Raw genomic sequence first — 23,794 nt, 5'->3', positions numbered from 1 at the left:
ATTATTTTTTTGATTGTTTATTAGCTTTATAGATTTTATTTCTTATAGTGATTCTCATAGAATTTCTTCTTAACAACAGTGCCAGGGAAAGTCTTCTTACGGATTTGGATCTCAAGTCTATCACCCATCTGAACGGAAGCATCTACCAATGCGACAGCACAACTCTTATCAACAGAGATGAGGTGGTAGCCCGTGGTGACTTCACCAACTTCTACACCATCTTTTAGAACCTTGTATCCATGACGAGGAATAGCATTATCGTCTAACTCAATACCACGGAGACGCTGGCTGACACCTTCTGTCTTTTGTTTCAAAAGGGCTTCCTTTCCGATAAACTCTTCTTTATCAAACTTCACGAACATTGATAAACCAGCCATGACTGGAGTTATCTTATCAGAAAGTTCATTGCCATATAGAGGCATTCCTACCTCAAAACGCAAGGTGTCTCGGCAGCCTAATCCGCAAGGTTTTACGCCAGCTTCAATCAACTTATCCCATATCTTTACGATATGTTCTGGTGTGCCATAAACTTCAAAACCGTCTTCTCCAGTGTATCCTGTACGAGAAACGATAACCTCAGTACCATCTTGCTGAAGGCGCTTAACCTCATAGAACTTCAATTCTTTGCAAGCAAGCCCGAGCACATCTTCTAACATGCTTTCAGCCTTTGGACCTTGAATTGCTAACTGACCATAAGCTTCGCTCTTGTTCTCAATAACAACATCGAAATCTTCTGCGTTCTGTTCAATCCATGCTACGTCCTTATCAATATTGGAAGCATTGATTGTCATGAGATACAAGTGGTCGTCAAGTTTACAAATACATGTGTCATCTACAACTCCACCATCAGGATAGCAAATCATACCGTAAAGCACCTTACCCGCAGCAAGTCCGTTTACGTCATTTGTGAAGATATGGTTAATAAACTTGTCAGCATCGGGACCTGATACTATTACCTCTCCCATGTGAGACACATCAAAAACTCCGCAATGTTCTCTTACTGCGTTATGCTCATCAATAATTCCTGTATATTGGATGGGCATATCAAAACCTGCAAAAGGAGTAATAAGTGCGCCTAATGCTACGTGTTTGTCATATAGACATGTTCTTTTGTTTGTCATATTGTTTAGGTTTATAAGTTTGGTTCTTCGTTTGGTAGCTTGTAAGTATATGCTTAGGTAGACCTATTAGCTAAGTCCGATTGCAAATATAGGAAAAAGCCGTGAAGAGGCAAAATAAAATCTAATATTTTGATGTTAATAAAGTTAAAGTATAAAAAAGTTCAATTATGTGTATATCTCATTAGGTTGATTTCGATATTTATTTGTATTTTTGCATTTCCCAGAATAAAAAGATGTATCAGTTTAATGAAGAAACTACAACAATTATTTTTGTTATTAGCCTGCATATTGGTTTTGGCAGTTGCGGCAGTACAACGTGATGGAAAACTATTGGGTAATCGTGTGTTCAGTAACGATAAAAAAGAGGCAAAAAATAAGATAGATACCCTTCGTACATTAGATGATGGTAGGGTTGTTATCAATACCACTTATTTAGCAAAGGATGTGAAGGGATTTGGAGGTGCTGTCCCTTTAGAGATTTATCTTAAGAAAGGAAAAGTTCAACAGGTAAAGGCATTACATAATTCTGAGACCCCCGAATTCTTCCAAGAAGCCAGTGAATTATTAAATCGGTGGAATGGTAAAACGACCGAGCAGGCGTTGGCTATGAAGGTTGACGGCGTAACAGGAGCAACTTACTCTTCAAATGCTATTATTGGAAACATGAAGGCTGGTTTACAGTATGCGGCTAAGAATGTGAAAGAGACTTCGTTCTTCGATAGACTTGACTTACGAGCAAAGACGATAATTGGTTTTATTGTTGTTCTTATGGCAGCTATTATTCCATTGTTTGTTAAGAACAAGCGTTATCGTATCTTCCAGCTCTTATTGAACTTTGTGGTTTTAGGCCTTTGGGGAGGAACATTCATTTCATGGTCTGTTCTTGTTGATTTCATGTCTGGTGGTATGAATGTATGGATATCATTGATTCCTATCATTATGTTGATAACAGCCTTCATTTATCCCCTTTTTGGTAAGAAGAATTACTACTGTACACATGTTTGTCCGTTAGGCTCTGTACAAGAGTTGGCGGGAATGACAAATCATAATAAGTTGAAGATGAGCAAACAGACGGTACAATATCTTGAACATTTCCGTAAACTATTGTTTTGGGTGTTAATGATCTTGATGCTTGCAGGTGTCTGGTCACAGTGGATGGATTATGAATTGTTTGTAGCTTTTATATTCAAATCAGCAGCTTGGGTAATTATTCTGATAGCTGTTGTGTTTATCTTGCTGTCATTCTTTGTGCCACGTCCTTATTGTCGCTTTGTCTGTCCAATGGGAAGTCTATTAAAGTTGCCTACAACTAAGGTTACAAAGTGGGTGTAGTGTAGGAATAAAACAGCCCGCATTCATCTTTAAGTAAATAGGTTGGGAATATGTATCCGTTGTGAAAAATATTGACATTAGATTGCTAATTTCCCCCTTTGGATGGTCAAAAATCACCTCTTTTTTATACGCTTGTAACACGCAGAGAGTCAGATACTTGTAAAATTCGAAAGGAAAAGGTGCTTAGTTGGACTTCAAAAGGGCGTTAGTAAGCCCTCAAAAGGGCACCTTTTGCAAGCTTATTGGGCGTCTTTTAGAAGCTAAAAGAGCATATTCTTAAAAGTCTGGAGTGAAAAATTAGGACAAATACTCTTATATCAACCTCTCTTCAAATGGGTAGGGGAGTTGACGATGTGTTTGCCGTATATAAAATAAGGAGGAAAGATGTGCTTAATCTTTCCTCCTTATTCCTCATCTCCTTTCAGAAAGTTTTATGGGTCTTCAGTAATTTAGAGTGATAAGGTTTACCTTATTATGTAAGGGCTTTAGTTTATCACTCCATATTTCGGATGAATCAGTTTTATTTCTGTTCTTCTCCTTCCCAAAACTCCCAGCTTGCGAAAGCCTGTAGAAGAAGCATTTCAAGACCATTTTTTACAATAGCTCCATGCTCACGACCCTTTGCCATAAATAAGGTTTCATCAGGGTTGTATAGTAGGTCGTAGAGTAGTGTGTGGCTGTCCATAGCCTCGTATGGAAGTGATGGGCATACCTCCGTATTGGGGTACATGCCGAGTGGAGTACAATTAACAATCACATTATACTCACGAATAATCTCAGGAGTTATTTCTTCGTAGGTGAAGACATCAGCTCGTTTCGTACGTGATACGAACTTCGTTTCCAGTCCGAGCGACTTTAGTCCATAGTTGATAGCCTTCGATGCACCACCAGTGCCGAGGATAAGCGCCTTTTTATGGTGGCGTTCAAGTAAAGGTTCAATGCTACGTGTGAAGCCAATCACATCACTATTGAAGCCTTTAAGTATTGTTTTATTGCCTTTGTGGGTGACACGAATAACATTTACAGCGCCAATAGCTTTAGCTTCTGGACTAAGACTATCAAGATAAGGAATTACCTGCTCCTTATAAGGAATGGTCACATTCAGTCCACGTAATTGAGGATTAGCATCAACAACCTCTTTGAAATCCTCTATTGATGGAATTTCAAAGTTGATATATTGGGCATTGATGTGTTCGTTCTCGAATTTCTCATTGAAATAGCCAATAGAGAAAGAGTGCCCTAATGGGTAGCCAATTAGTCCGTACTTGTCCATATCTTAACCTTGTTCTATAAATTATTTAATTCATCCGTTGCGTCGAACGATATTCCACTTACAAACGAACTTTCCTGTCACTTCTGTCATTCTGATTAGTTGCTTAATATTCTGTATTACAGTAGTTTAATGCAAAGTGTTAAATGTGACAGGAAAACGAAATCAAAACTATTATGATAGTATGTTTAATAATGTCCCCTTATCTTATTAGGTTTTGTAAGTCAATATCTCAGAAGAATCTTATTTCTCTGCAAAATACATTGTACAGATACCGAATGTCAATCGGCGGAAAGAGCTTTTCGCAAAGCCTGCTTTTTGGAATATCTCCATCATCTTTTCGCCTTGTGGGAAAGCCTCAACAGTCTTGTTAAGGTATTCGTATGCACTTTTATCTTTTGAGATAAACTTAGCATAGTTCAGCAAGAATGTGTTAGAATAGATGCGGAAAAGTTGTTTCATAGGGAACTTAACAGGCGTTGTCAGTTCTACTATGCTTAGATGTCCGCCCTTCTTCAGTACACGACAAATCTCGGCAAGTCCTTTGTCGAGGTTCTGGAAGTTACGAATACCGAATGCTGCTGTCACAGCATCAAACGTATTGTCAGGAAAAGAAAGGTTAAGACAGTCTTCCTTCTGGAAAGAAATGACGTCACTCAGTCCTGCAGCTTTTACCTTCTCACGACCGATAGCCATCATACCTTCAGAAATATCTGCACCGATAAGATGTTCTGGCTTCAGCTCTTTGGCTGCAAGAATGGCAAAGTCGCCAGTACCTGTAGCAATGTCAAGCATCTGCTTTGGACGGAAAGGCTGCAACTGACGAATAGCTTTCTTACGCCATCCCTTATCAATATTTCCAGAAAGTCGATGATTTAGGGTGTCGTAAGTTGGTGCGATGTTATCAAACATTTCTTCTATTAGTTTTCCTTTCTCGCCCTCTCCATCATAGGGCTTAATCTTTTCCTGCTCGTACATAATTCTTTTAATTCATAATTCATAATTCTAAATTCATAATAATGATTACTATTCTTTGATGTTATGCTGTTTGTCAGCGAATAGTTCTAATCAAATTTAAGAACTTAGAATTATGAATTAGTATTTATCATTTTACTTTCTTGAAGCCAGATACTGCTTTACATTCTTCTCGATACGTGCAGCAATATCACCATCTTCAACAGCCTTGTCAAACTTCTCGCCTGTGATATGCTCGTAAAGCTCGATATAACGGTCGCTAACTGTCTCAGCATATTCATCTGTAATCTCAGGCATTGTCTGTCCTGGCTCATTCATAAAGTTGTGTTCGATAAGCCACTGACGAAGGAATTCCTTAGAAAGCTGCTTCTGTGGTTCGCCCTTCTCAAATTTCTCCTCGTAACCTTCTGCATAGAAGTAGCGGCTTGAGTCTGGTGTGTGAATCTCATCAATGAGGTAGCACTGACCATCACGCTTACCGAACTCATACTTTGTATCAACGAGTATCAAGCCCTGCTTTGCAGCAATCTCCTGACCACGTGCAAAGAGTTTGCGTGTCCAGTCTTCGATGATTGCATAGTCTTCTGCAGAAACAATACCCTGCTCAATAATCTCTTCCTTAGAGATGTTCATGTCGTGACCTTCGTCAGCCTTAGTAGTTGGAGTTACGATTGGCTCTGGGAAACGCTCGTTCTCACGCATACCATCAGGGAGTTTTACGCCACAAATCTCGCGACATCCGTCCTTGTAGGCACGCCATGCAGAACCTGTAAGGATTGAACGGATAATCATTTCAACACGAAAGCCTTCACACTTCAGACCAACGGTTACCATTGGATCAGGAGTAGCCAACTTCCAGTTAGGACAGATGTCTGTTGTCAGGTCAAGGAACTTGGCAGCAATCTGGTTCAAAACCTGTCCTTTGAACGGTATTCCTTTAGGTAGTACAACATCGAATGCTGAGATTCGGTCGGTAGCTACCATGACGATAAGATCGTCGTTGATGTCATACACATCACGTACTTTGCCGTGATACACACTCTTCTGTCCATCGAAATGGAATTCAGTTTTTGTTAATGCTTTCATTGTTTTTATGTTTATAGAGTCCTATCTCTTGTTAGCTTTATCGTGTGCTTCGTATGCATTCACGATACGCGTAACTAATTTGTGTCTTACAATGTCTTTTTTATCAAGATTGACAACCGAGATACCATCCACACCATTTAGAATAGAAAGTGCTTCCTTTAATCCGCTCTTCTCTGCATGAGGGAGGTCAATCTGCGTCAAGTCACCTGTGATAACCATCTTTGTATTCCAGCCCATACGTGTTAAGAACATACGGATTTGTGCTGGTGTTGTATTCTGTGCTTCATCAAGGATTACTACAGCATCACTCAGTGTTCGTCCTCGCATGAATGCCAATGGAGCAATCTGTATGATATGTTTATCCATCATATCCTGTAGTTTTACAGCTGGAATCATGTCCTCTAAAGCGTCATAAAGTGGTTGCAGATAGGGGTCAATCTTATCCTTCATATCACCTGGAAGGAATCCAAGTTTCTCACCAGCTTCAACGGCTGGGCGTGATAAGATAATCTTCTTTGCAGCTTTTTCCTTAAGAGCTTTTACAGCCAAAGCTATACTGAGATAAGTTTTACCCGTTCCTGCTGGTCCAACAGCAAATATCATATCGCTTTTTTCGAAGGCATCAATCAGTTGCTGCTGATGCTCCGAACGACCTTTGATAGGTCTGCCCGATACAGAATAAACAAGGACGTCCTTTACCGCATCAGCTTTGGTCTTACGACCTTTCACGATATCAAGGATGTCCTCTTCTGTAATGGTGTTATACCGCTCCACATGCTTACGCATGGTTTCAATGTCTTCTTCAATCTTTACCATCTCTTCTTCATCACCTAAGATGCGAATAACATTGTCTCTTGCAACAATTCTCAACTTAGGGAAGAGTGATTTTATCATTTGGAGGTGACCATTGCCAACCCCATAGAAGACTACTGGGTCTATATCTTCAAGAACTATATGCTTCTCTATCAATTTTTTCTACTTTATATTTGTTCGCAAAGTTACTATAAAATAATGATACTTACAAATTATTCTTAATTCATAATTCGCAATCAGCAAAAACTTATTACCTTTGTACCAATGAAACAAAAAAAGAAGATAACAAAGAATCGTTTTTTATTGGGCTTCATTGCTGTAACTTTTCTTTTAGCCATCATAAGGTTACTGTTTCCGTCTATCGCTCATGATAGGATGAAAGCATTATCCAAAGGTGATGGTGATAGCACGCATGTCATGGAAAAAATTGACTCAGCTAAGATTAAAGCTCAATCAACTCCAAGTAATGTTAAGATGTCTCATTTCTTTACATCAGATGGTTCACAGAAGAAAAACAGAATCGTTGGTGTAAGAGATTATGAAGAGAGCTTCCCTGATTCGCAGCCACAGCAACTTGAAGCTGCGTTGCGTTATGGTGTGAAGCCTGTTGCTGATCGTGCTGATGCTGAGAAGCGTAAGAGCGAGTTGGTATATGTCGGTAGTAATCCATATTATAATATGAAGAAGTTGAATAGTAGCATACCATATCTTGTGCCACGTGCTGCTATCTTACTTCAAGATATTGCCCGTAACTTTATGGATAGCTTGCAGACAAAGGGAGTGCCTATCAATAAACTTTTAGTTTCAAGCGTATTGAGAACAAAGGAAGATGTTGAGAAACTTCGTCGGCATAATCATAATGCAACAGAGAATAGCTGCCATTTGTATGGTACAACCTTCGACATTGCTTACAATAAATATGCTTCAGTTACTCGTCCTGTGACAAATGATACTCTTAAATGGGTTTTAAGTGAAGTGCTTAACGACTTACGTTCACAAGGACGATGCTTCATAAAGCATGAGAAGCATCAGTGTTGTTTCCATATAACTGTTAGATAGTTTTTTGTTTAAGAGACTTATTTTTTCTACAGATTCCTTGTTCATTCCATTTTATCTTCTTACCTTTGCGGCCGTGAAACAATTAGCAATGACATATCAAGGCAACGATATACTGCAAAGAATTATCAGATTCTTTGCATCTTTTTGCACTATATATTTGGTCAATCCAAATAATTTGCTAACACACACACACACACACACACACAGGCGCTACTAGCGTTTAATCATATTTTTTTTCTTCCAGCTTACGCGCGCGAGAAGCGTGCCGTAACCCCTGTAAACAAAGGACTTTTAGGAGTTTCTTTTGTTCGCTTTTTTATGCCCTTTTTCCAGCTGAAGAAAGGGTTGATTTATGGCATTTTTAATTCAACAAACAATTATAAAAATGAAGAAAGAATTATTAAGAAAACAACATTATGCCTCTCCTTGGTGCAAGGTTATCGAGGTAGAGACGGCAAACTTGATCTGTGCCAGTCCTAAGATCAAAGCAATGCCCAGCGGTCCTGGATTTACAGAAGAAGATTGGGACAATGAGCAGACCATAGATGACGGAGATGAGAACGAGTTTGAATAGGTTTATTCCTAGAATAGTAAAAATTAATTAACAACGACAATGAAAAAGATTTCTATTTTATCATCAATAGCCTGTGCAATGCTTGTGATGCTGACAACGGCTTGTAGCAATGAAGATAGCACAAATGGTAAAGGAGAGTATGTACAGGCTGCACAGTTCCGCATAGTAGAAGAGGATTTCGGAGCTGACAACCAGACAACACGTGCCGTTTCCGCTAAGGAGACGCCAACCATAGCAGAGCTCAATGACTGCGAAGCAGAGACCAGCATAGAGAACGATCCAACAGCGAGTATCGCTGCCCGCACACGTAGCGTGACAACTCCTGTGCATTATACTATCCGTGCCTATGATGGTGGCGCATTGCGAGGCGAACTGAAAGGAACTTTCAGTGGTTCAACATTTACACCTGATGCCAGTACACCTGATCATATAGAGCTAAGTTATAACCGCACCTATACTTTTGTCTGCTTCAATGACAAGGTAACCCCAAACGGCAATCAGCTTGAAGTAGCTTTGGCAGATGCCGGCACAGCACGCATTGGACGGGTACAAGTAGCTATTGGTACGACAGATAAAACCATTACGATTGCATCCAAACATGCTGGTGTACGCGTTCGCACGCAGATGGCGGCAAAGAAGGATATTCCCGCTATTTCAGCCGCACTACAAACTACTGCCAATATTCCACAGACCGTTTCATACGATCCTGCTACAGGAAGCTATACAGCAACGAACTCGGCACCAATGACAGCCGAAGCCAATAACTTTGCTGCCAGCACTGAAACCAAATACTCGGCTTCAGCCTATGGCAAGAATTATGCTTATACTTCCACGGCTGATTACCATTACATTCTGCCAGGGACAGATCTTGCAGCATTGAAGCTGAACTTCACAGGCGGTATCTTGTTCAACGAAGCCCTTAATGGCATTGTTCAGCCTGCTAAGACAAGTAAGACAGTTGTTTCTAATGAAACCTATATGGTCAAAGTAAAGATGATGCCTTCTTTCCTGTATCTGATGAGTGACGGAACTGTTGGTAAACTCAAGGACACAACCTTTGGTGGTGGAACGAAGACACCTATAGCAGTAGTCATAGATAAAAACAAGCACATGGCTGTTGCATTGAAAAATGTGACACTGGTAGGAGGCAATAGAGTCTGGGCAGATCCTTACTATGCCCACACCTCTCCTCTATATTTGAACACGAATACACACAGTGTAGATATGGACAACCATCCAGAGACTTCACTTACAACCAATGCAACCAGTGGTAAAGATGAGACATGGGATGCAAGTTACAGTACAAGCCTTGTCAGGGGTGACAAGGTGAAAGGAAAGAATACAGACTTCCCTCCTTTTAAGGCAAGTGTTGACTATGGCAATAGCATTACCTATACAGGAACACCAGCATTGACATGGTATCTGCCGTCTAACAGTGACTTCCGAGTGTTATATAATAACCTTGGATTTGGTGACAGAAGTACCGTCATAACAGATATACAACCACATTACCAGACTGCTACTACATACGGATGGTATAGTGAATTGATGAATGATGCTTTCACAAGCGTTGGAGGCACAGCTATGAGTGGACGATACTGGTCGAGTACACTCTTTTACCGAACGAGTCCCAGTAATTATGCCTGTGGAGGATGGATGATGGTGGAAACTCCATCCCTGCGCTGGACATATTTCCCATACCATAATATGGTAGGTTCCGCACGTGCTTTTGTTGAATATTAAATGCCCTATATCTCTGCAAAGCATATCTCAATAGGAAGGTAATCGTATTCCCAATAGGAATACAAAGATATTCCCAATAGGAAGCCGATGGCTTTCCTATTGGGAATATAAAACACTTAACATTATTCATTCAATACGTTAAAAACATGATTAGTTTTAAAGTTGTCGAGCGCGTGCTTGGCGTAGGTCCTCGCAAAGGACAGAAAGCTTATGGCGCAGAGCCAAAGTCTATTAACAAGTTCTCACAGGCATGGCTTGTTGAACGTATTGTGCGTGAAACCTCATTGAGTGAAGGCGATGTGCGCAATGTGCTCATCACGCTGCGAAACATTGTCAAAGAAGTTGTCACCTTAGGTGGTTCACTCGATTTAGGCGATATCTTCTCTATCCGCACCGCAATCCCATCGAAGATGGAGAAAGAGGCAAAGGATGTGTCTGCTGCCTCATTGAAGCATCCCCGCATCATCGTTCGCTGGAAGTCGGCGGTTGCTGATGCACTGAAGAAAATTGAAGTGGATGTGGATAATCCTGCAAGGAGGAAGATTAAAGATGGAAAGGAAGAAAAGAAAAAGAAAGAAGGAGGAGGACCAGAACCAGAGCCGGAATAAAAAGCCCTAACTGCCCCCTCCACCGCCCCTCCCCAGTAGGGAGGGGGCAGCCTCTTCCCCGCCCCCTCTCCAAGAGGAGAGGGGGAGTAAAATTCGAGATACCCCTATGGGAGGGGAATTAACCCTTTGTTTCATTTTATCCGTTAGTTTTTAAATAAGAGTAATGGCTATTGTGGATTAATGGTTGATTAGGATTTTAATACGTCCAAGAACGGTACTTCAATGGAATATAATCATCCGATTATTTGGTAGTTACCGAAAAAAGAAGTAATTTTGCATTCGCTGTCACGAGATGACAGCATTAAATTCAAACCTTTAAAATATTTATTAAAGAATTATGGCAACAAAAATCAGATTGCAGCGCGGTGGTCGTAAGAACTATGCTTTCTACAGCATCGTAATCGCTGACGCTCGTGCACCACGTGATGGTAAGTTTACTGAGAAGATTGGTACTTATAACCCTAACACCAATCCAGCCACAGTAGATTTGAATTTTGATCGTGCTCTTTACTGGGTTGAGACTGGTGCTCAGCCAACAGACACTGCTCGTAACATCCTTAAGGGTGAGGGCGTTTACATGATGAAGCACCTCCGTGGTGGTGTTAAGAAGGGCGCATTCGACGAGGCTGCATGCCAGCAGAAGTTTGATGCTTGGAAGCAGGCTAAGGTTGCAGCTACAGAGGCTGTTGAGAAGAAGGTAACCGACGCGAAGAAGGCTACTGCTGCTCAGAACCTCGAGGCTGAGAAGAAGGTTAACGAGGCTATTGCTAAGAAGGTTGCAGACAAGAAGGCTGCTGCCGTTGCAGCACAGGCTGAGGCTGAGGCAGCACAGGCTGCTGAGGATACTACTTCTGAGGCTCCTGTAGAGGAGGCACCAGCAGAGGTATAACCCTCGCTCGCAATTAAAGCATAAGTCCATAGACTCTTCAAGAGTTTATGGACTTTTTTATTTGTGATAGATTCAAAAGTGTTACAATACGGTAAGCATTCCCACATAAATAAGTCATTCTTGTCTTACTAAATAAAGGTAATAATGTCCGATTTTTTCACATATCGATTTTGTAAATACCACTAAACGGCTTGCTATAAACGCCTGATTGGCTTGCAAAAGATGCCCTTTAGATGTCTAACTAACGCCCTTTTGAACCCTTGTTAAGCACCTTTTAAAAGCCCCCTCTGCAACTATTTGATAACAAGTAACTTATGCAAGCGTTAAAACAACTCACTTTTAAGTCACTTCCCTGCCTTTCCTTCAATCTTTTTGTCAATATATTTCTTTGTCTTGCGACTTTAAATCTCACACAGATGCACGAAGGTAACGAGGGCTTTATTTAAAGATACGTAGCCCACTATGACACCGACGAGGGAGGAATCAAAGGACCATAGCTGCAGTTTTTATTGGAAAAATAGATGACAAAGATGTCAGAAACCTGTGTGGAACATCTCTGTTGCTCTTTATACCATAGGTATCTCCGTCTATAGCTATTAGTCCTCTTTGCTCTCCGTGTACCTTATTATCTAAGGGTCTACTTTATCACTCCATCTTTTGCAAGAACCGTCATAATGACTTGTTCCCCCTTTTCAATAGATGTGTCGTTGAGGCTTGATTACCTTGCTATATGTTACTAATGTAGTTTCAACTTATTATGATGCGTCATTAAATCTACCTATACATACTCTTCTCCTTGCAGGAAAATTCGTTTTACTATAGGGGTTGTATAAGCGTATGGGATAAATTCTATAGAAGGGATTGTGTCTGTAATAAAGAAGTTAGCCACCTTTCCACGTGTAATAGAACCATATTCTTTACTCAATCCCATTGCACATGCTCCATTCAAGGTTGCAGCATTGATCGCTTCTGTTGGCATTAGGCGCATCTTGATACAGCCAAGAGAAACGATAAACTTCATGTCTCCTGATGGGGTAGAGCCTGGGTTGTAGTCACTTGCAAGGGCAAGTGGAAGTCCTTGGTCTATCATCTTTCGTCCTAAGGCAAAAGGTAGGTTGAGGAAGAAGGAGGTTCCTGGGAGTGCAGTCGGCATTGTTTCGCTATACTTTAGAATCTCAATCTCTTCTTCAGTCATACTCTCTAAGTGGTCAACTGATAGAGCGTTATATTCTACACCAACCTCTACACCACCAGATGATTCTAACTCGTCAGCATGTATCTTGGGTCGCATTCCATATGCTGCACCAGCTTTAAGAATCCGTGCAGTTTCTTTTGGTGTAAAGAAGCCCGTGTCACAGAATACATCGATGAACTCAGCCAATTTCTCAGCACCCACAGCGGGTATCATTTCGTTGATGATTAAATCAACGTAGGCATCTTGTCTACCTTTATATTCACGCGAAACGGCATGTGCACCAAGGAATGTTGCAACGACTTTCAGCCGTGTTGTCCCTTTGATACGACGGATAACACGGAGCATCTTTAGTTCATCTTCCGTGTTGAGTCCATATCCACTTTTTATCTCTACACATCCTGTTCCTTTCCTAATAATCTCATCAACACGCTTCATCGCTTGTTGATAAAGTTCGTCTTCGCTCAGTTCATGAAGGCGATCTGCTGAGTTAAGGATACCACCACCACGTTTAGCAATTTCTGCATAGCTGAGTCCACGAATCTTGTCAACAAACTCTTGCTCTCGACTACTTGCATAGACGATGTGGGTATGAGAGTCGCACCATGAAGGAAGGATGGTTCCCCCTTCGGCATCAACAACTTCTTCATTGTCAGAGAGAGAGGGGCAATCGCTCATCTTACCGTAATTAGCAAAATGTCCGTCCTCTATAATAAGGTAAGCATTGGGCAGCGTGTTTAGTTCTGTCATCTCTTTACCTTTAAGACATAGTTTTCCCTCATGCCCTATACCGGCAAGTAAGCCGATGTTTTTTACTATTAGTCTTTTCATTTCAAGTGTTCCTATAAATCTATGAAAGTGTGAGAATATGGGATGTTCAATAAGAAAGGGGCTATATCAAAACTGTAGACAATCTTGATACAACCCCTTTATGACTTATTTATTTACGTAAGAATTCAACAGACTTGGCGATGTGAGGTGCCATAAACTCGTCTGTGTCAATGAAAGGTACACTCTCACGATATGCCTTGTGGATAGCTTCAATCATAGGAGAAGACTTCAACGGACGACGGAACTCAAGTGCTTGTGCAGCATTGAAGAGTTCGATAGCAAGTACACGCTCCGTATTCAATACAACCTGATAGAGCTTTGTTGCAGCATTAGCACCCATACTAACATGGTCTTCCTGCCCTTGTGAAGATGGAATACTGTCGACAGATGCAGGCGTACAATAAGTCTTACTCTGGCTAACAATAGATGCTGCTGTGTATTGTGGAATCATAAAACCACTGTTAACACCAGGCTTAGCTACAAGGAAACTTGGTAGGTTTCGTGTGCCAGAAACGAGCTTATAGATACGGCGTTCAGAGATATTGCTTAGTTCGCAGAGTGCGATAGCAAGGAAGTCCATTGGTTGTGCAATTGGTTCTCCATGGAAGTTTCCTGCTGAGATAACAAGATCTTCATCAGGACAAACGGTTGGGTTATCAGTTGCAGCATTCACTTCAATATCTACGACAGACTTAACATAGGCAATTGTGTCCTTTGATGCGCCATGTACCTGTGGCATACAACGGAATGAATAAGGGTCTTGTACGTTGACTTTAGGCTGTTTGATAAGCTCACTGCCTTCTAATAGTTCTCTTATGCGTGCTGCAGTATTAATCTGTCCCTTGTGATGACGAACAGCGTGAACAGCGTGTGTGAATGGTTCAATACGTCCATCGTAAGCCTCAAGAGACATAGTACCGATAACATCAGCCCACTCGCTCAAACGTTCACTTTGTAAGAGTGCCCATACAGCAAAGGCATTCATATTCTGAGTTCCATTGAGTAAGGCAAGTCCTTCTTTAGAAACAAGTTCGATAACCTCCCATTTCATCTTTTTAAGGATGTCAGCACCAGAGAAGATTTCGCCTTTGTATTCAACTTCACCCATACCGATAAGTGGTAGAGAGAGGTGAGCTAAAGGAACGAGGTCGCCTGAAGCACCCAACGAACCTTGCATATATACAATAGGATAGATGTCGTTGTTGAAGAAGTCTATCAGTCGCTCGACAGTCTTCAGCTGACAGGCTGAGTAGCCGTAACTGAGCGACTGAATCTTGAGCAGCAACATTATCTTCACAATCTCATTGGGAACGCGGTCGCCTACACCACAAGCATGAGACATCACGAGGTTTTTCTGCAACTGTGAAAGACTATCCTTGTCGATAGATATCTTACAGAGAGAGCCGAAGCCTGTTGTCACACCATAGATAGGAGTTTCTGATTCTTTAATCTTATTATCGAGATACTCTCTACAACGAATAATTCGTTGACGTGCATCTTCAGAAAGTTCAAGCTTTGTGCCGTTCTTGATTATCTCACCAATCTGCTCAATAGACAGATGCTCGGCACTGATCTGATGAATTTTGTTCATAGTTTCTAAGGATTAGTATAATAGATTTAAATGATTAAAAAGCAGTGTTTATAACATCATCATCAACAATGTTAGGGAGTGTAACACAGAGTCCTGGTGTACGTTCCATCTCTCTTCGAATAGCATCAATAGAACCTGTGTTGCGTGCCCAACTACGACGTGCAATACCATTGTTGACATCCCAAAGGAGCATCTGACGGATGTGGCGGTCAGAGTCTTCGCTACCATCAATCACCATACCGAAGCCACCATTGATAACTTCTCCCCAACCAACACCGCCTCCATTGTGGATAGATACCCATGTTGCACCACGGAAAGAGTCGCCAATAACATTCTGTACAGCCATGTCAGCGCAGAACTGTGAGCCATCATATATATTAGATGTCTCACGGAAAGGAGAGTCTGTTCCCGACACATCATGGTGATCACGTCCCAGAACGATAGGCCGAGAGATTTCTCCCTTACGTATTGCTTCATTGAAAGCTAAGGCAATCTTGGTACGTCCTTCCGAGTCTGCATAAAGGATACGAGCCTGAGAACCAACAACTAAATGGTTCTTTCCTGCTTCTTTTATCCAATGAATATTATCGTCAAGTTGACCGATAATATCTGGAGTTGCCGTCTTGCGTATTTCTTCTAATACCTCTGTTGCAATGCGGTCGGATGTTTCTAAGTCCTTTGGGTCACCTGATGAACAAACCCAGCGGAATGGTCCAAAGCCATAATCGAAGAACATTGGTCCCATAATATCTTGTACATAAGAAGGATAACGGAACTTGCCGTCAGCCTTCATGATGTCCGCTCCCGCACGACTTGACTCTAAAAGGAAAGCATTACCATAGTCGAAGAAGTACATACCTTTCGCTGTCAGCTTGTTAATAGCTGCCACCTGACGGCGTAAAGACTCCTGCACTTTCTCCTTAAACAACGCTGGTTCCTCTGCCATCATACGTTTAGATTCTTCCAAAGAAAGTCCGACTGGATAGTATCCACCTGCCCAAGGGTTGTGGAGGGAGGTCTGATCACTTCCTAAGTCAACGTGTACATCTTCTGCTGCTAAGCGTTCCCAAAGGTCAACAACATTACCCACATAAGCCATAGAGACTGTACGCTTTTCCTCAACAGCCTTCAATGCTGCAGGGATAAGTTCATCAAGAGAGGTGTGAAGTTCGTCAACCCAACCTTGGTCATAACGTTTCTGTGCTGCCAATGGGTTGATTTCTGCTGTAATACTTACTACACCAGCTATGTTGCCAGCCTTAGGTTGAGCACCAGACATACCGCCTAAGCCAGAAGTAACAAAGAGCATACCTTTTATACTTGTCTCTCCAGCCTTCAATCGTTTGCGTGCTGCATTTAGAACGGTGATGGTTGTGCCATGAACAATACCTTGTGGACCAATATACATATAGGAACCTGCGGTCATCTGTCCATACTGACTTACACCCAAGGCATTATCTCGTTCCCAATCATCAGGCTTAGAATAGTTTGGTATTACCATACCATTTGTTACCACTACACGAGGAGCATTCTTATGAGAAGGGAAGAGTCCGAGCGGATGACCAGAATACATCACCAATGTTTGTTCATCGGTCATCTCACTCAAATACTTCATCACCAATCGATATTGTGCCCAATTCTGGAATACGGCACCATTACCACCGTATGTAATCAATTCATGAGGATGCTGTGCAACAGCCTTATCAAGGTTGTTCTGAATCATCATCATGATGGCTGCCGCCTGTTTAGAGTTATGAGGGTATTCGTCTATAGGACGAGCATACATCTCGTATGTTGGGCGAAAACGGTACATATAGATACGACCATATTGGCGTAATTCCTCAGCAAACTCTGGTGCTAATGCTGCATGGAACTTCTTTGGAAAATAACGCAGGGCATTGCGTAGTGCAAGTTTCTTCTCTTCTTGTGTGAGAATATCCTTACGCTTTGGTGCGTGATTGATAGAAGGGTCGTATGCTTGTGGCTCAGGTAGCGTGTCGGCTATGCCTGTGCGAATGTCTTTTATAAATTCTTCTTTTGTCATAGTTACTTAGTAAATCTATTTGGGTTGTAGTTATTTAAAAAGGTTTTCAGCGTAAAGTGTATTAGTTAAGGCATATAACAGCTTTAGCTACGATTATATATCTATTATCTTATGGAGATTTTAATCGGGCAAGCAAGGTATGCTTGCCCAATTTATTGACATATAATTAACTTCGTTGTGGGATAGCTAAAGTGTTATTTATTTCCTTGTTTATAAGGAATATAACCCTTATAATAAAAAGAAAAACATTATAGTTTAGCCTCAACTATCTTCATTATCTCTGCCTCAGCTTCATTAGCTTGAGCAATCAACTTGTTTGCCTCGGCAACTAAATGTTCTGCTTTTTCTTTGTCTTTCAAGCCAGAAGCATTAATCTTCACATTCAGACCTGCGCCGAGTACAGCAGCACGAGCTGCCAATACTCCAACACCAGCATCTGAAACACTGTTAGGATTACCTTCCTCTGCCATTGCACGGCAAAGTTCAAACACCTTGTATGAAGCCTTCATCGTGTGCAAAGGAACTTCTGTTGCAAAGAGTGTTGCTTCTTGTATTGCCTGAGAACGTGCAGCTTTTTCCTCATCGGTACCCTTAGGAAGTCCAAAGGCAGACATGATTCGGTTGAAAGCTTCTGTATCTTCATCAACGAGTACCATTAGTTCAGCTTGTATTGTCTGACCCTTTTCAGCCCAGTTGCTGAACTCTTCCCAGCGTGCATCCCAACCTGCTTTATGGCTGGAGAGGTTGGCTACCATTGTACCTAAAGCAGCACCCAATGCTCCCATATAAGCAGAGATTGTACCGCCTCCAGGTGCAGGAGATTCACGTGAAGTCTCATCAGCAAACTCTTTGACAGTCAAATCAATGAGCTTTGGTGTCTTATTAGCATCTTCCAACAAATATTCAATGACTTTCTCACGTGGATTGAAAGGTTTCAAATCGTCTAATCCCATTGACATAATGGCAATCTTGATGATGTCTTCTTCTGGAATACCTGTTGAACGTTGCTGCTTCTTTAGGAAATAAGTTCCAGCTTCAAGGAGTGTACGCTTAGGAATAAGACCTACTATTTCAGTACCTGTCACGCGTATTCCACGGTTCTGTGCACAGCGACAAACCTCATCAAAGGCAATGTGGAGAGGTGTGATATTGATGTCAGTTATATTCATTGACACCTGTGCTATTCCATATTCATCAATGAACCAGCCAATAGCCTTTGTTGCTTTCAACGTACCGGATTGCATGATGATTTCGCCCTTTTCGTCCTTCATTGGCTTACCCACAGGCGAACCCCCTTCACGCATAGGACGACCTTTTTCTCTTACATCAAATGCTATTGCATTGGCACGACGTGTAGAGGTTGTGTTGAGGTTGAAGTTTGTTGCTATCAAGAAATCGCGTGCACCGACTGCCGTACAGCCTGTTCGTGCTAACTGCTCATCCCATTCACGTGCACCATAATCAGGTGCCTCTGTTGCTTCTGACATACGCTGTGGAAGTCCTTCATACTCTCCCTTACGGCAAATAGCAAGATTCTTACGTTCTGGAGTCTTGGCTGCAGCTTCATAACAGTAGCAAGGAACCTGTAGTTCATTAGCAATACGCTCTGCCAACTTACGTGCCAATGCTGCACATTCCTCTAAGGTGATACCAGCAACAGGGATAAGCGGACAAACATCTGTTGCACCCATACGAGGGTGAGCACCATGATGCTGTCGCATGTCAATAAGTTGTGCAGCTTTCTTAACACAGCGGAAAGCAGCCTCTACAACTACTGATGGTTCGCCAACGAAGGTTACAACCGTACGATTGGTTGCTTCTCCAGGGTCAACATCCAGTAATTTAACGCCTTTAACGCGTTCCACTTCATCAGTAATCTGTTTGATTACATCTTTGTTTCGTCCTTCACTAAAATTAGGGACACACTCGATGATTTGTTTTTCTCGTGCCATATATAACAAATATAGATTTAAACAATGATAGTTTAGGTTTCGAGTGTAAAAATACAAATTAGTTTTTGTAATTCAAAACTTTTAATGCAAAACTATTTAAACAAACTTTAGTTACCTTCATTTGGCAAAGTAATGGAAGGTAATCGTATTAGAAATAGGTTTATAAATACAGTTATTAGGCATAGAAATAGGAGTGATTAGAAGGTGAAAAATGGTTTTTCTAAAATATAGAGTGATAAAAAGCCATTATATAATAAGGTATACAGAGCAATTCTAAGTTTCTTGCAGAAAGCTTAGAATCGCTCTATGCAATATTTCTTAAAACTCTAAACGTAAGTAGTAAACCTTATCACTTCAAACTACCGAAGTCGCCTTTTGTTAGAATTTTTCACATATCGTTTTTTAAAAGACCACCAAATGGCTTGCAATTAACGCCCTTTTAGCTTGCAAAAGATGCCCTTTTGAGGTCTTACTAACGCCCTTTTGGACCCTTACAAAGCACCTTTTCAAATCTATCTTTTTAACTGCTTGATAGCAAATAACTTACAAAGGTGATAAAAGAACTTGCTTTTAAGTTATTTCCCTACCTTTTTTTGAATATTTTGTCAATATATTTTCTTAGCTTTTGGAGTCAAATCTCATGCGAAAGTACGGGAGTTGACGGAGTTTTTATTTAACCCCAATCAGTCATTAGACCATAATAATGTATAATTCTTACAAGTGTATTGACTGATTTGGGTTTAAAGATACGTAGCCCACACTGTTTCCGACGATGTAGGAAGTAAAGGAGTATAACTGCAATGTTTCTTGGGAAGAATAAAGAGATATTCTTTTAGTCTAAACTATCGTCCTTCGTCAACGATAGGATATAACTCAACAAACTCTCCTTGATGCTTTTCCCCATCATTAATAACCTCTGCAATCTTCTCACTAACAACATCTATCGAGTGAGAACCTGGTCCTGTATAATGGTTATTTAAATCGGTTGTAGTAGCACCAGGGTGGATATTGAAGATTTCAACAGGTATATTGTTCTTCTCAAATTCCATAGCCATAATACTGGTCATTGCATTCTGTGCTGCTTTGCTGGCTACGTAAGCCATTGGATGCCAGTACGGACTTACTTCAGATGGTACGGTTATGTTCACAATTCTTCCTTTGTTTGCAGAGAGTAATGGGGTAAGTGCCTTTGTCAAACAGAATGTTCCGACATAGTTTACTTGTACGGTATCTATTACATCCTTTAGCTCTGACTCATAACTTGCTACTTCCATATCGCCAGGAATACCAGCATTGTTTACCAATAGTTCCAAGTCATGATATTTCTCTTTTACTTCTTTTGCTGTTTGCTCCAAAGAAGCATTGTCTGATAGATTGACGTATTGCCATCCAATCACGTCCACTCCCTCAGCTTTCAATGACTTCATTGCCTCCTCAGCACGCTCACTATGACGCGCACCAACGATTACCTGCCAGCCACTCTTGCCTAAAAACTTACAGATGCCATAGCCAATGCCTTTGTTAGCACCTGTTACCAATACTTTTGCCATATTTGTTTTTCTATGTTTATCAGTGTGATATATTTGCTTGCAAAGATACATTATTTTATTGAGAGAATAATCTTTAATGCTGGGATATAATTACATAAAAGACTTTATTCTTTATATAATTTTAATGTGTGTGTTCCTTGCTTTGATCATCATATAGCTTTATCTCTTTCTTATACAGTTTTTTTTACGTACCTTTGCAGTGATAATTCGTCTAATTTTAATAATTAATCGCATAATCTAATGAAGTTATTTAGACCAATGGTTCTTGCTATGATGGCAGGACTCTTACTTTCTTCTTGTATTAAGGAGGAAGCATTAAATGCGGAAGCAGATATTACAGATGTTATGGTTGACGGTACAACACTGGTCCGTAAGCCTGTTATCACAAATAATGAAGTACTATTCTATGTCAATGGTTGGGAAGACTTAACTAACTTGGCTCCAATGTTTAAGCTCACTGAAGGTGCTAAGATTGAGCCTGAGAGTGGTACTAAGTTAAACTTTACACAGCCTCAGAGCTATACAGTGACCTCACAAGACGGTCAGTGGAAGAAGACTTATAAGGTGTCATTTGTAAGTAATGATGTTGCAACTGATTACCATTTTGAGACGCTTAAGGTTGATTCTACCAGTAAATATCATACTTTTGTTGATAAGACTGCTGATGGTAACCTTGCAGAGTGGGGTAGTGGTAACGCTGGTGTATCATTCCTTATGGGTAATAGTAAGGCTACTGAATACCCAACAAGTCAAGCAGAAAATGGTTATGTGGGTAAGTGTCTGAAACTGACAACTGTTAGCACGGGTTTCCTTGGTGCTATGTTCGGTGCCCCAATAGCAGCAGGTAATCTCTTTACAGGTGATTTCCAAATTGATATGGGTAACCCAGCAAAGTCAAGCCACTTTGGTCGTCCATTCTATAAGGTGCCTAAGGAGTTGATAGGCTACTATAAATACAAGGCTGGAGAGAAGTTCCAAGATAAGGATAAGAAGGAGATTAAAGGTCGTAAGGATAGTTTGGCTATTTACGCAGTACTCTTTGAAACAGGCGATGGAGTGGAGTATCTCGATGGTACCAATTCATTAACCAGTGACCGTATTGTCCTCCTTGCACAGCTTAAGAATGCTAAGGAAACAGACGAATGGACACGTTTCTCTATCTCATTTGAGCCTGTAGCAGGTCGCACTGTAGACAGTGAGAAGTTGAAGAAGGGTAAGTATAGTCTTGCTATCATCATGTCTTCAAGTAAGGATGGCGCCTTCTTCAATGGTGCTGTTGGCAGTACGCTCTATGTGGATGAACTGAAGTTATACTCTGAGTAGTAGTTGTTTGGAGTTGACAAGTAACGAGTTTAATGGTTTGAGAGTTAACACAAAGATATTAAAGATAAAATAAGACAAATGAGACAACATATTATTGCAGTTGCAATCATGGCAATGAACTGCGCAACGACAGCCTTTGCACAAACAGACCGCACTTCTTCACTAAGCAGTGCAGAACAAAATGGCTGGGAATATGAGGTAAAAGCTGGCGTAAATATTGGTGGTGCTTCTCCGCTTCCTATGCCTGTAGAAATCAGAGAGATAAGTAGTTATAGTCCAAAGTTCAATGGAACGTTAGAGGGAACAGTCACTAAATGGCTCGGTAAGGAGCAGAAGTGGGGTGTTTCTACTGGTTTGAAGTTTGAAGAAAAGGGTATGATAACTGGTGCAAACGTGAAAAACTATAGCATGGAAATTCTCAATGATGGTAGTCGTGTGGCTGGTTACTGGACGGGTTATGTAAAGACAAACTATAATACAACCCTCCTCACCGTTCCTGTTATGGCAAACTATCGTTTCAATAATCGCTGGAAGGTGCGTGCAGGGCTTTACTCTTCTATCAAGTTAGATGGTCAGTTTACGGGTAACGTAAGTGATGGTTATCTGCGTGAAGGTACTCCTGTGGGAGAGAAACTTACTTTTGCTGATGGCAATACAGCGTCATATGATTTCTCATCTAACCTCCGTCACTTTCAGTGGGGTGGTCAGTTAGGTGCAACATGGCGTGCTTTCAATCACTTCACAGTCAATGCTGACCTTACATGGGCATTCAATAACATCTTTGAAAGTGATTTCAAGACGATTAGCTTCGGACTCTATCCAATCTATCTTAACCTCGGATTCGGATATCGTTTTTAAGGTTCTTCCGTTAAATGTGTATACTTTTCGTATAGCTTCAATGGAAGAACCGAAGTTGCTCATTAAATAAAAACATAGCTAAGACAGCCAACTTCCTGTTTTATTATCAACCCTCGACACGGAAAGTTATTTAATTTCAATACTTAAAAAAAATATAGATAAGATTTTGAAAGATTATTCTGTGTTTTGATAAAAGTACTAAGGTATGTTAATTTCAATATAGCTCCATTGTAAAAATCTGAAAATCAATTATATTTGTCACAAATATGAGACCTATGTTATTGAAAGACTTCTTCCAGATGTTCCCTGATGAGGATAGCTGCGAGAACTACCTTAGAGCTGTTCGAGAGGAAATAGGTGTTGTGTGTCCTAAGTGTGGAGCTACAAAGTATAAATGGCTGCCTGGAAGGAAATCCTTTCAATGTGAGAACTGTGGCAACAGAATCTCGTTGACAAAGGGTACCGTTATGGAACATAGCAAACTACCGCTGTATGATTGGTTCTCTACTGCGCACATGATGACATCCATCAAGCAGGTACTGTCGGCTAAGGAGATCCAGCATCAGCTTGAACTCGAATATTACTCTCCCGCATGGTTGATGATGATGAAATTGCGAGAGATTATGGGGCAGAGGGACAGCATCTATACACTCTCTGATGACTATGAGGCATACTTTGAAAGTGTTTAAGGTTTGTTAGTACTTTTATCAAAACACAGAAAAAGATTATTACATTTCTTTACTTAAACCTTCTTCAAAATCAAGCACAAAGCCTCTCAAAAAGCAACTTTGCAACCAACAGAGAATCAGATAGTTATAAGGTAGCAAAATAAAAGGTGCTTAATTGGGTTTCAAAAGGGCGTTAGTTAGCCTTCAAAAGGGCACCTTTTGGAAGCCAATTAGGCGTCTTTTAGAAGCTAAAAGAGCATGTTTTGGTTTTGAGTCGTTTGAAAATAATTTACAAAAACTAAAAGAATGGGAATA

Annotated in this window: 18 protein-coding genes and 1 pseudogene; 9 read left to right on the top strand and 10 right to left on the bottom strand. The window is 40.8% G+C overall.

Annotation, left to right across the window (positions count from 1 at the left end):
- Positions 1-35: 35 nt before the first annotated feature.
- Positions 36-1,121 (bottom strand): glycine cleavage system aminomethyltransferase GcvT, encoded by a 1,086-nt coding sequence (gene gcvT / locus J4861_RS04435; protein ID WP_211815948.1) that lies wholly within the window; start codon positions 1,119-1,121, stop codon positions 36-38.
- A gap of 246 nt (positions 1,122-1,367) precedes the next feature.
- On the opposite strand from gcvT, the gene J4861_RS04430 reads away from it, so the two are divergent.
- Positions 1,368-2,453: a 4Fe-4S binding protein gene (locus J4861_RS04430; protein ID WP_211815947.1), complete on the top strand. Its 1,086-nt coding sequence runs from the start codon at positions 1,368-1,370 to the stop codon at positions 2,451-2,453.
- Between the two features lie 520 nt (positions 2,454-2,973).
- Here J4861_RS04430 and J4861_RS04425 read toward each other — a convergent pair.
- From J4861_RS04425 to J4861_RS04410, 4 genes are all read right to left on the bottom strand, one after another.
- Entirely contained in the window at positions 2,974-3,726 is a 753-nt protein-coding gene (locus J4861_RS04425; protein ID WP_211813308.1) for a shikimate dehydrogenase family protein, read from the bottom strand.
- 240 nt (positions 3,727-3,966) lie between these two features.
- Positions 3,967-4,701 carry a bifunctional demethylmenaquinone methyltransferase/2-methoxy-6-polyprenyl-1,4-benzoquinol methylase UbiE gene (ubiE, locus tag J4861_RS04420; RefSeq protein ID WP_013265560.1) on the bottom strand — a complete coding sequence of 245 codons (735 nt, stop codon included), beginning with the start codon at positions 4,699-4,701 and terminating at the stop codon, positions 3,967-3,969.
- A 132-nt stretch (positions 4,702-4,833) separates the two neighbouring features.
- Positions 4,834-5,784, bottom strand: coding sequence for a phosphoribosylaminoimidazolesuccinocarboxamide synthase (locus J4861_RS04415; RefSeq protein WP_211815946.1), 951 nt, complete (start codon positions 5,782-5,784; stop codon positions 4,834-4,836).
- Positions 5,785-5,805: 21 nt separating this feature from the next.
- Positions 5,806-6,753 (bottom strand): PhoH family protein, encoded by a 948-nt coding sequence (locus tag J4861_RS04410; protein ID WP_211815945.1) that lies wholly within the window; start codon positions 6,751-6,753, stop codon positions 5,806-5,808.
- Between the two features lie 108 nt (positions 6,754-6,861).
- Here J4861_RS04410 and J4861_RS04405 point away from each other — a divergent pair, with 108 nt between their 5' ends.
- The 5 genes from J4861_RS04405 to J4861_RS04385 all read left to right on the top strand — a co-directional run bounded on the left by J4861_RS04405 (position 6,862) and on the right by J4861_RS04385 (position 11,470).
- Complete coding sequence (locus J4861_RS04405) at positions 6,862-7,656, top strand: DUF5715 family protein (RefSeq protein ID WP_211815944.1); 795 nt, start codon at positions 6,862-6,864, stop codon at positions 7,654-7,656.
- A gap of 352 nt (positions 7,657-8,008) precedes the next feature.
- On the top strand, positions 8,009-8,230 hold the full coding sequence (locus J4861_RS04400; protein WP_211813310.1) for a hypothetical protein: 222 nt from the start codon (positions 8,009-8,011) through the stop codon (positions 8,228-8,230).
- 39 nt (positions 8,231-8,269) lie between these two features.
- Positions 8,270-9,973 carry a hypothetical protein gene (locus J4861_RS04395; protein WP_211815943.1) on the top strand — a complete coding sequence of 568 codons (1,704 nt, stop codon included), beginning with the start codon at positions 8,270-8,272 and terminating at the stop codon, positions 9,971-9,973.
- Positions 9,974-10,119: 146 nt separating this feature from the next.
- Positions 10,120-10,581, top strand: a complete 462-nt coding sequence (locus tag J4861_RS04390) for an HU family DNA-binding protein (protein WP_211815942.1) — start codon at positions 10,120-10,122, stop codon at positions 10,579-10,581.
- A 337-nt stretch (positions 10,582-10,918) separates the two neighbouring features.
- The gene (locus tag J4861_RS04385; protein ID WP_211815941.1) at positions 10,919-11,470 is read left to right on the top strand and encodes a 30S ribosomal protein S16; all 552 of its coding nucleotides are present in this window, start codon (positions 10,919-10,921) and stop codon (positions 11,468-11,470) included.
- Positions 11,471-12,248: 778 nt separating this feature from the next.
- Here the strand turns inward: J4861_RS04385 and hutI are convergent.
- From hutI to J4861_RS04360, 5 genes are all read right to left on the bottom strand, one after another.
- Positions 12,249-13,493 (bottom strand): imidazolonepropionase, encoded by a 1,245-nt coding sequence (gene hutI, locus J4861_RS04380; protein WP_211815940.1) that lies wholly within the window; start codon positions 13,491-13,493, stop codon positions 12,249-12,251.
- A gap of 109 nt (positions 13,494-13,602) precedes the next feature.
- On the bottom strand, positions 13,603-15,084 hold the full coding sequence (hutH, locus tag J4861_RS04375) for a histidine ammonia-lyase (protein WP_211815939.1): 1,482 nt from the start codon (positions 15,082-15,084) through the stop codon (positions 13,603-13,605).
- A 34-nt stretch (positions 15,085-15,118) separates the two neighbouring features.
- Positions 15,119-17,128, bottom strand: a complete 2,010-nt coding sequence (hutU, locus tag J4861_RS04370) for a urocanate hydratase (RefSeq protein WP_211815938.1) — start codon at positions 17,126-17,128, stop codon at positions 15,119-15,121.
- A gap of 248 nt (positions 17,129-17,376) precedes the next feature.
- Positions 17,377-19,080, bottom strand: coding sequence for a glutamate formimidoyltransferase (ftcD, locus tag J4861_RS04365; RefSeq protein ID WP_211815937.1), 1,704 nt, complete (start codon positions 19,078-19,080; stop codon positions 17,377-17,379).
- 842 nt (positions 19,081-19,922) lie between these two features.
- Entirely contained in the window at positions 19,923-20,630 is a 708-nt protein-coding gene (locus J4861_RS04360; protein WP_036924868.1) for an SDR family NAD(P)-dependent oxidoreductase, read from the bottom strand.
- Positions 20,631-20,870: 240 nt separating this feature from the next.
- Between J4861_RS04360 and J4861_RS04355 the strand changes: the two genes are divergently transcribed.
- The 3 genes and pseudogenes from J4861_RS04355 to J4861_RS04345 form a co-directional block, all read left to right on the top strand.
- Positions 20,871-21,953, top strand: coding sequence for a PCMD domain-containing protein (locus J4861_RS04355; protein ID WP_211815936.1), 1,083 nt, complete (start codon positions 20,871-20,873; stop codon positions 21,951-21,953).
- A 78-nt stretch (positions 21,954-22,031) separates the two neighbouring features.
- Positions 22,032-22,811: a porin family protein gene (locus J4861_RS04350; protein ID WP_211815935.1), complete on the top strand. Its 780-nt coding sequence runs from the start codon at positions 22,032-22,034 to the stop codon at positions 22,809-22,811.
- A gap of 275 nt (positions 22,812-23,086) precedes the next feature.
- A pseudogene (locus J4861_RS04345) lies at positions 23,087-23,494 on the top strand (transposase); the annotation flags it as partial.
- Positions 23,495-23,794 lie beyond the last annotated feature (300 nt).

Source organism: Prevotella melaninogenica (assembly GCF_018127925.1).
Taxonomy (GTDB): domain Bacteria; phylum Bacteroidota; class Bacteroidia; order Bacteroidales; family Bacteroidaceae; genus Prevotella; species Prevotella melaninogenica_C.
The sequence above is the reverse complement of the archived record's forward strand: the minus strand, read 5'-3'. Positions and strand labels throughout refer to the sequence as shown.

Bases quoted from the DNA above. Each gene is read 5' to 3' on its own strand.
- J4861_RS04400 (WP_211813310.1), top strand. From the start codon at position 8,009: ATGGCATTTTTAATTCAACAAACAATTATAAAAATGAAGAAAGAATTA.
- J4861_RS04430 (WP_211815947.1), top strand. From the start codon at position 1,368: ATGAAGAAACTACAACAATTATTTTTGTTATTAGCCTGCATATTGGTT.
- ftcD (WP_211815937.1), bottom strand. From the start codon at position 19,080: ATGGCACGAGAAAAACAAATCATCGAGTGTGTCCCTAATTTTAGTGAA.
- J4861_RS04390 (WP_211815942.1), top strand. From the start codon at position 10,120: ATGATTAGTTTTAAAGTTGTCGAGCGCGTGCTTGGCGTAGGTCCTCGC.
- J4861_RS04350 (WP_211815935.1), top strand. From the start codon at position 22,032: ATGAGACAACATATTATTGCAGTTGCAATCATGGCAATGAACTGCGCA.
- ubiE (WP_013265560.1), bottom strand. From the start codon at position 4,701: ATGTACGAGCAGGAAAAGATTAAGCCCTATGATGGAGAGGGCGAGAAA.
- J4861_RS04360 (WP_036924868.1), bottom strand. From the start codon at position 20,630: ATGGCAAAAGTATTGGTAACAGGTGCTAACAAAGGCATTGGCTATGGC.
- J4861_RS04405 (WP_211815944.1), top strand. From the start codon at position 6,862: ATGAAACAAAAAAAGAAGATAACAAAGAATCGTTTTTTATTGGGCTTC.
- hutI (WP_211815940.1), bottom strand. From the start codon at position 13,493: ATGAAAAGACTAATAGTAAAAAACATCGGCTTACTTGCCGGTATAGGG.
- hutU (WP_211815938.1), bottom strand. From the start codon at position 17,128: ATGACAAAAGAAGAATTTATAAAAGACATTCGCACAGGCATAGCCGAC.
- J4861_RS04385 (WP_211815941.1), top strand. From the start codon at position 10,919: ATGGCAACAAAAATCAGATTGCAGCGCGGTGGTCGTAAGAACTATGCT.
- J4861_RS04415 (WP_211815946.1), bottom strand. From the start codon at position 5,784: ATGAAAGCATTAACAAAAACTGAATTCCATTTCGATGGACAGAAGAGT.
- hutH (WP_211815939.1), bottom strand. From the start codon at position 15,084: ATGAACAAAATTCATCAGATCAGTGCCGAGCATCTGTCTATTGAGCAG.
- J4861_RS04355 (WP_211815936.1), top strand. From the start codon at position 20,871: ATGAAGTTATTTAGACCAATGGTTCTTGCTATGATGGCAGGACTCTTA.
- gcvT (WP_211815948.1), bottom strand. From the start codon at position 1,121: ATGACAAACAAAAGAACATGTCTATATGACAAACACGTAGCATTAGGC.
- J4861_RS04395 (WP_211815943.1), top strand. From the start codon at position 8,270: ATGAAAAAGATTTCTATTTTATCATCAATAGCCTGTGCAATGCTTGTG.
- J4861_RS04425 (WP_211813308.1), bottom strand. From the start codon at position 3,726: ATGGACAAGTACGGACTAATTGGCTACCCATTAGGGCACTCTTTCTCT.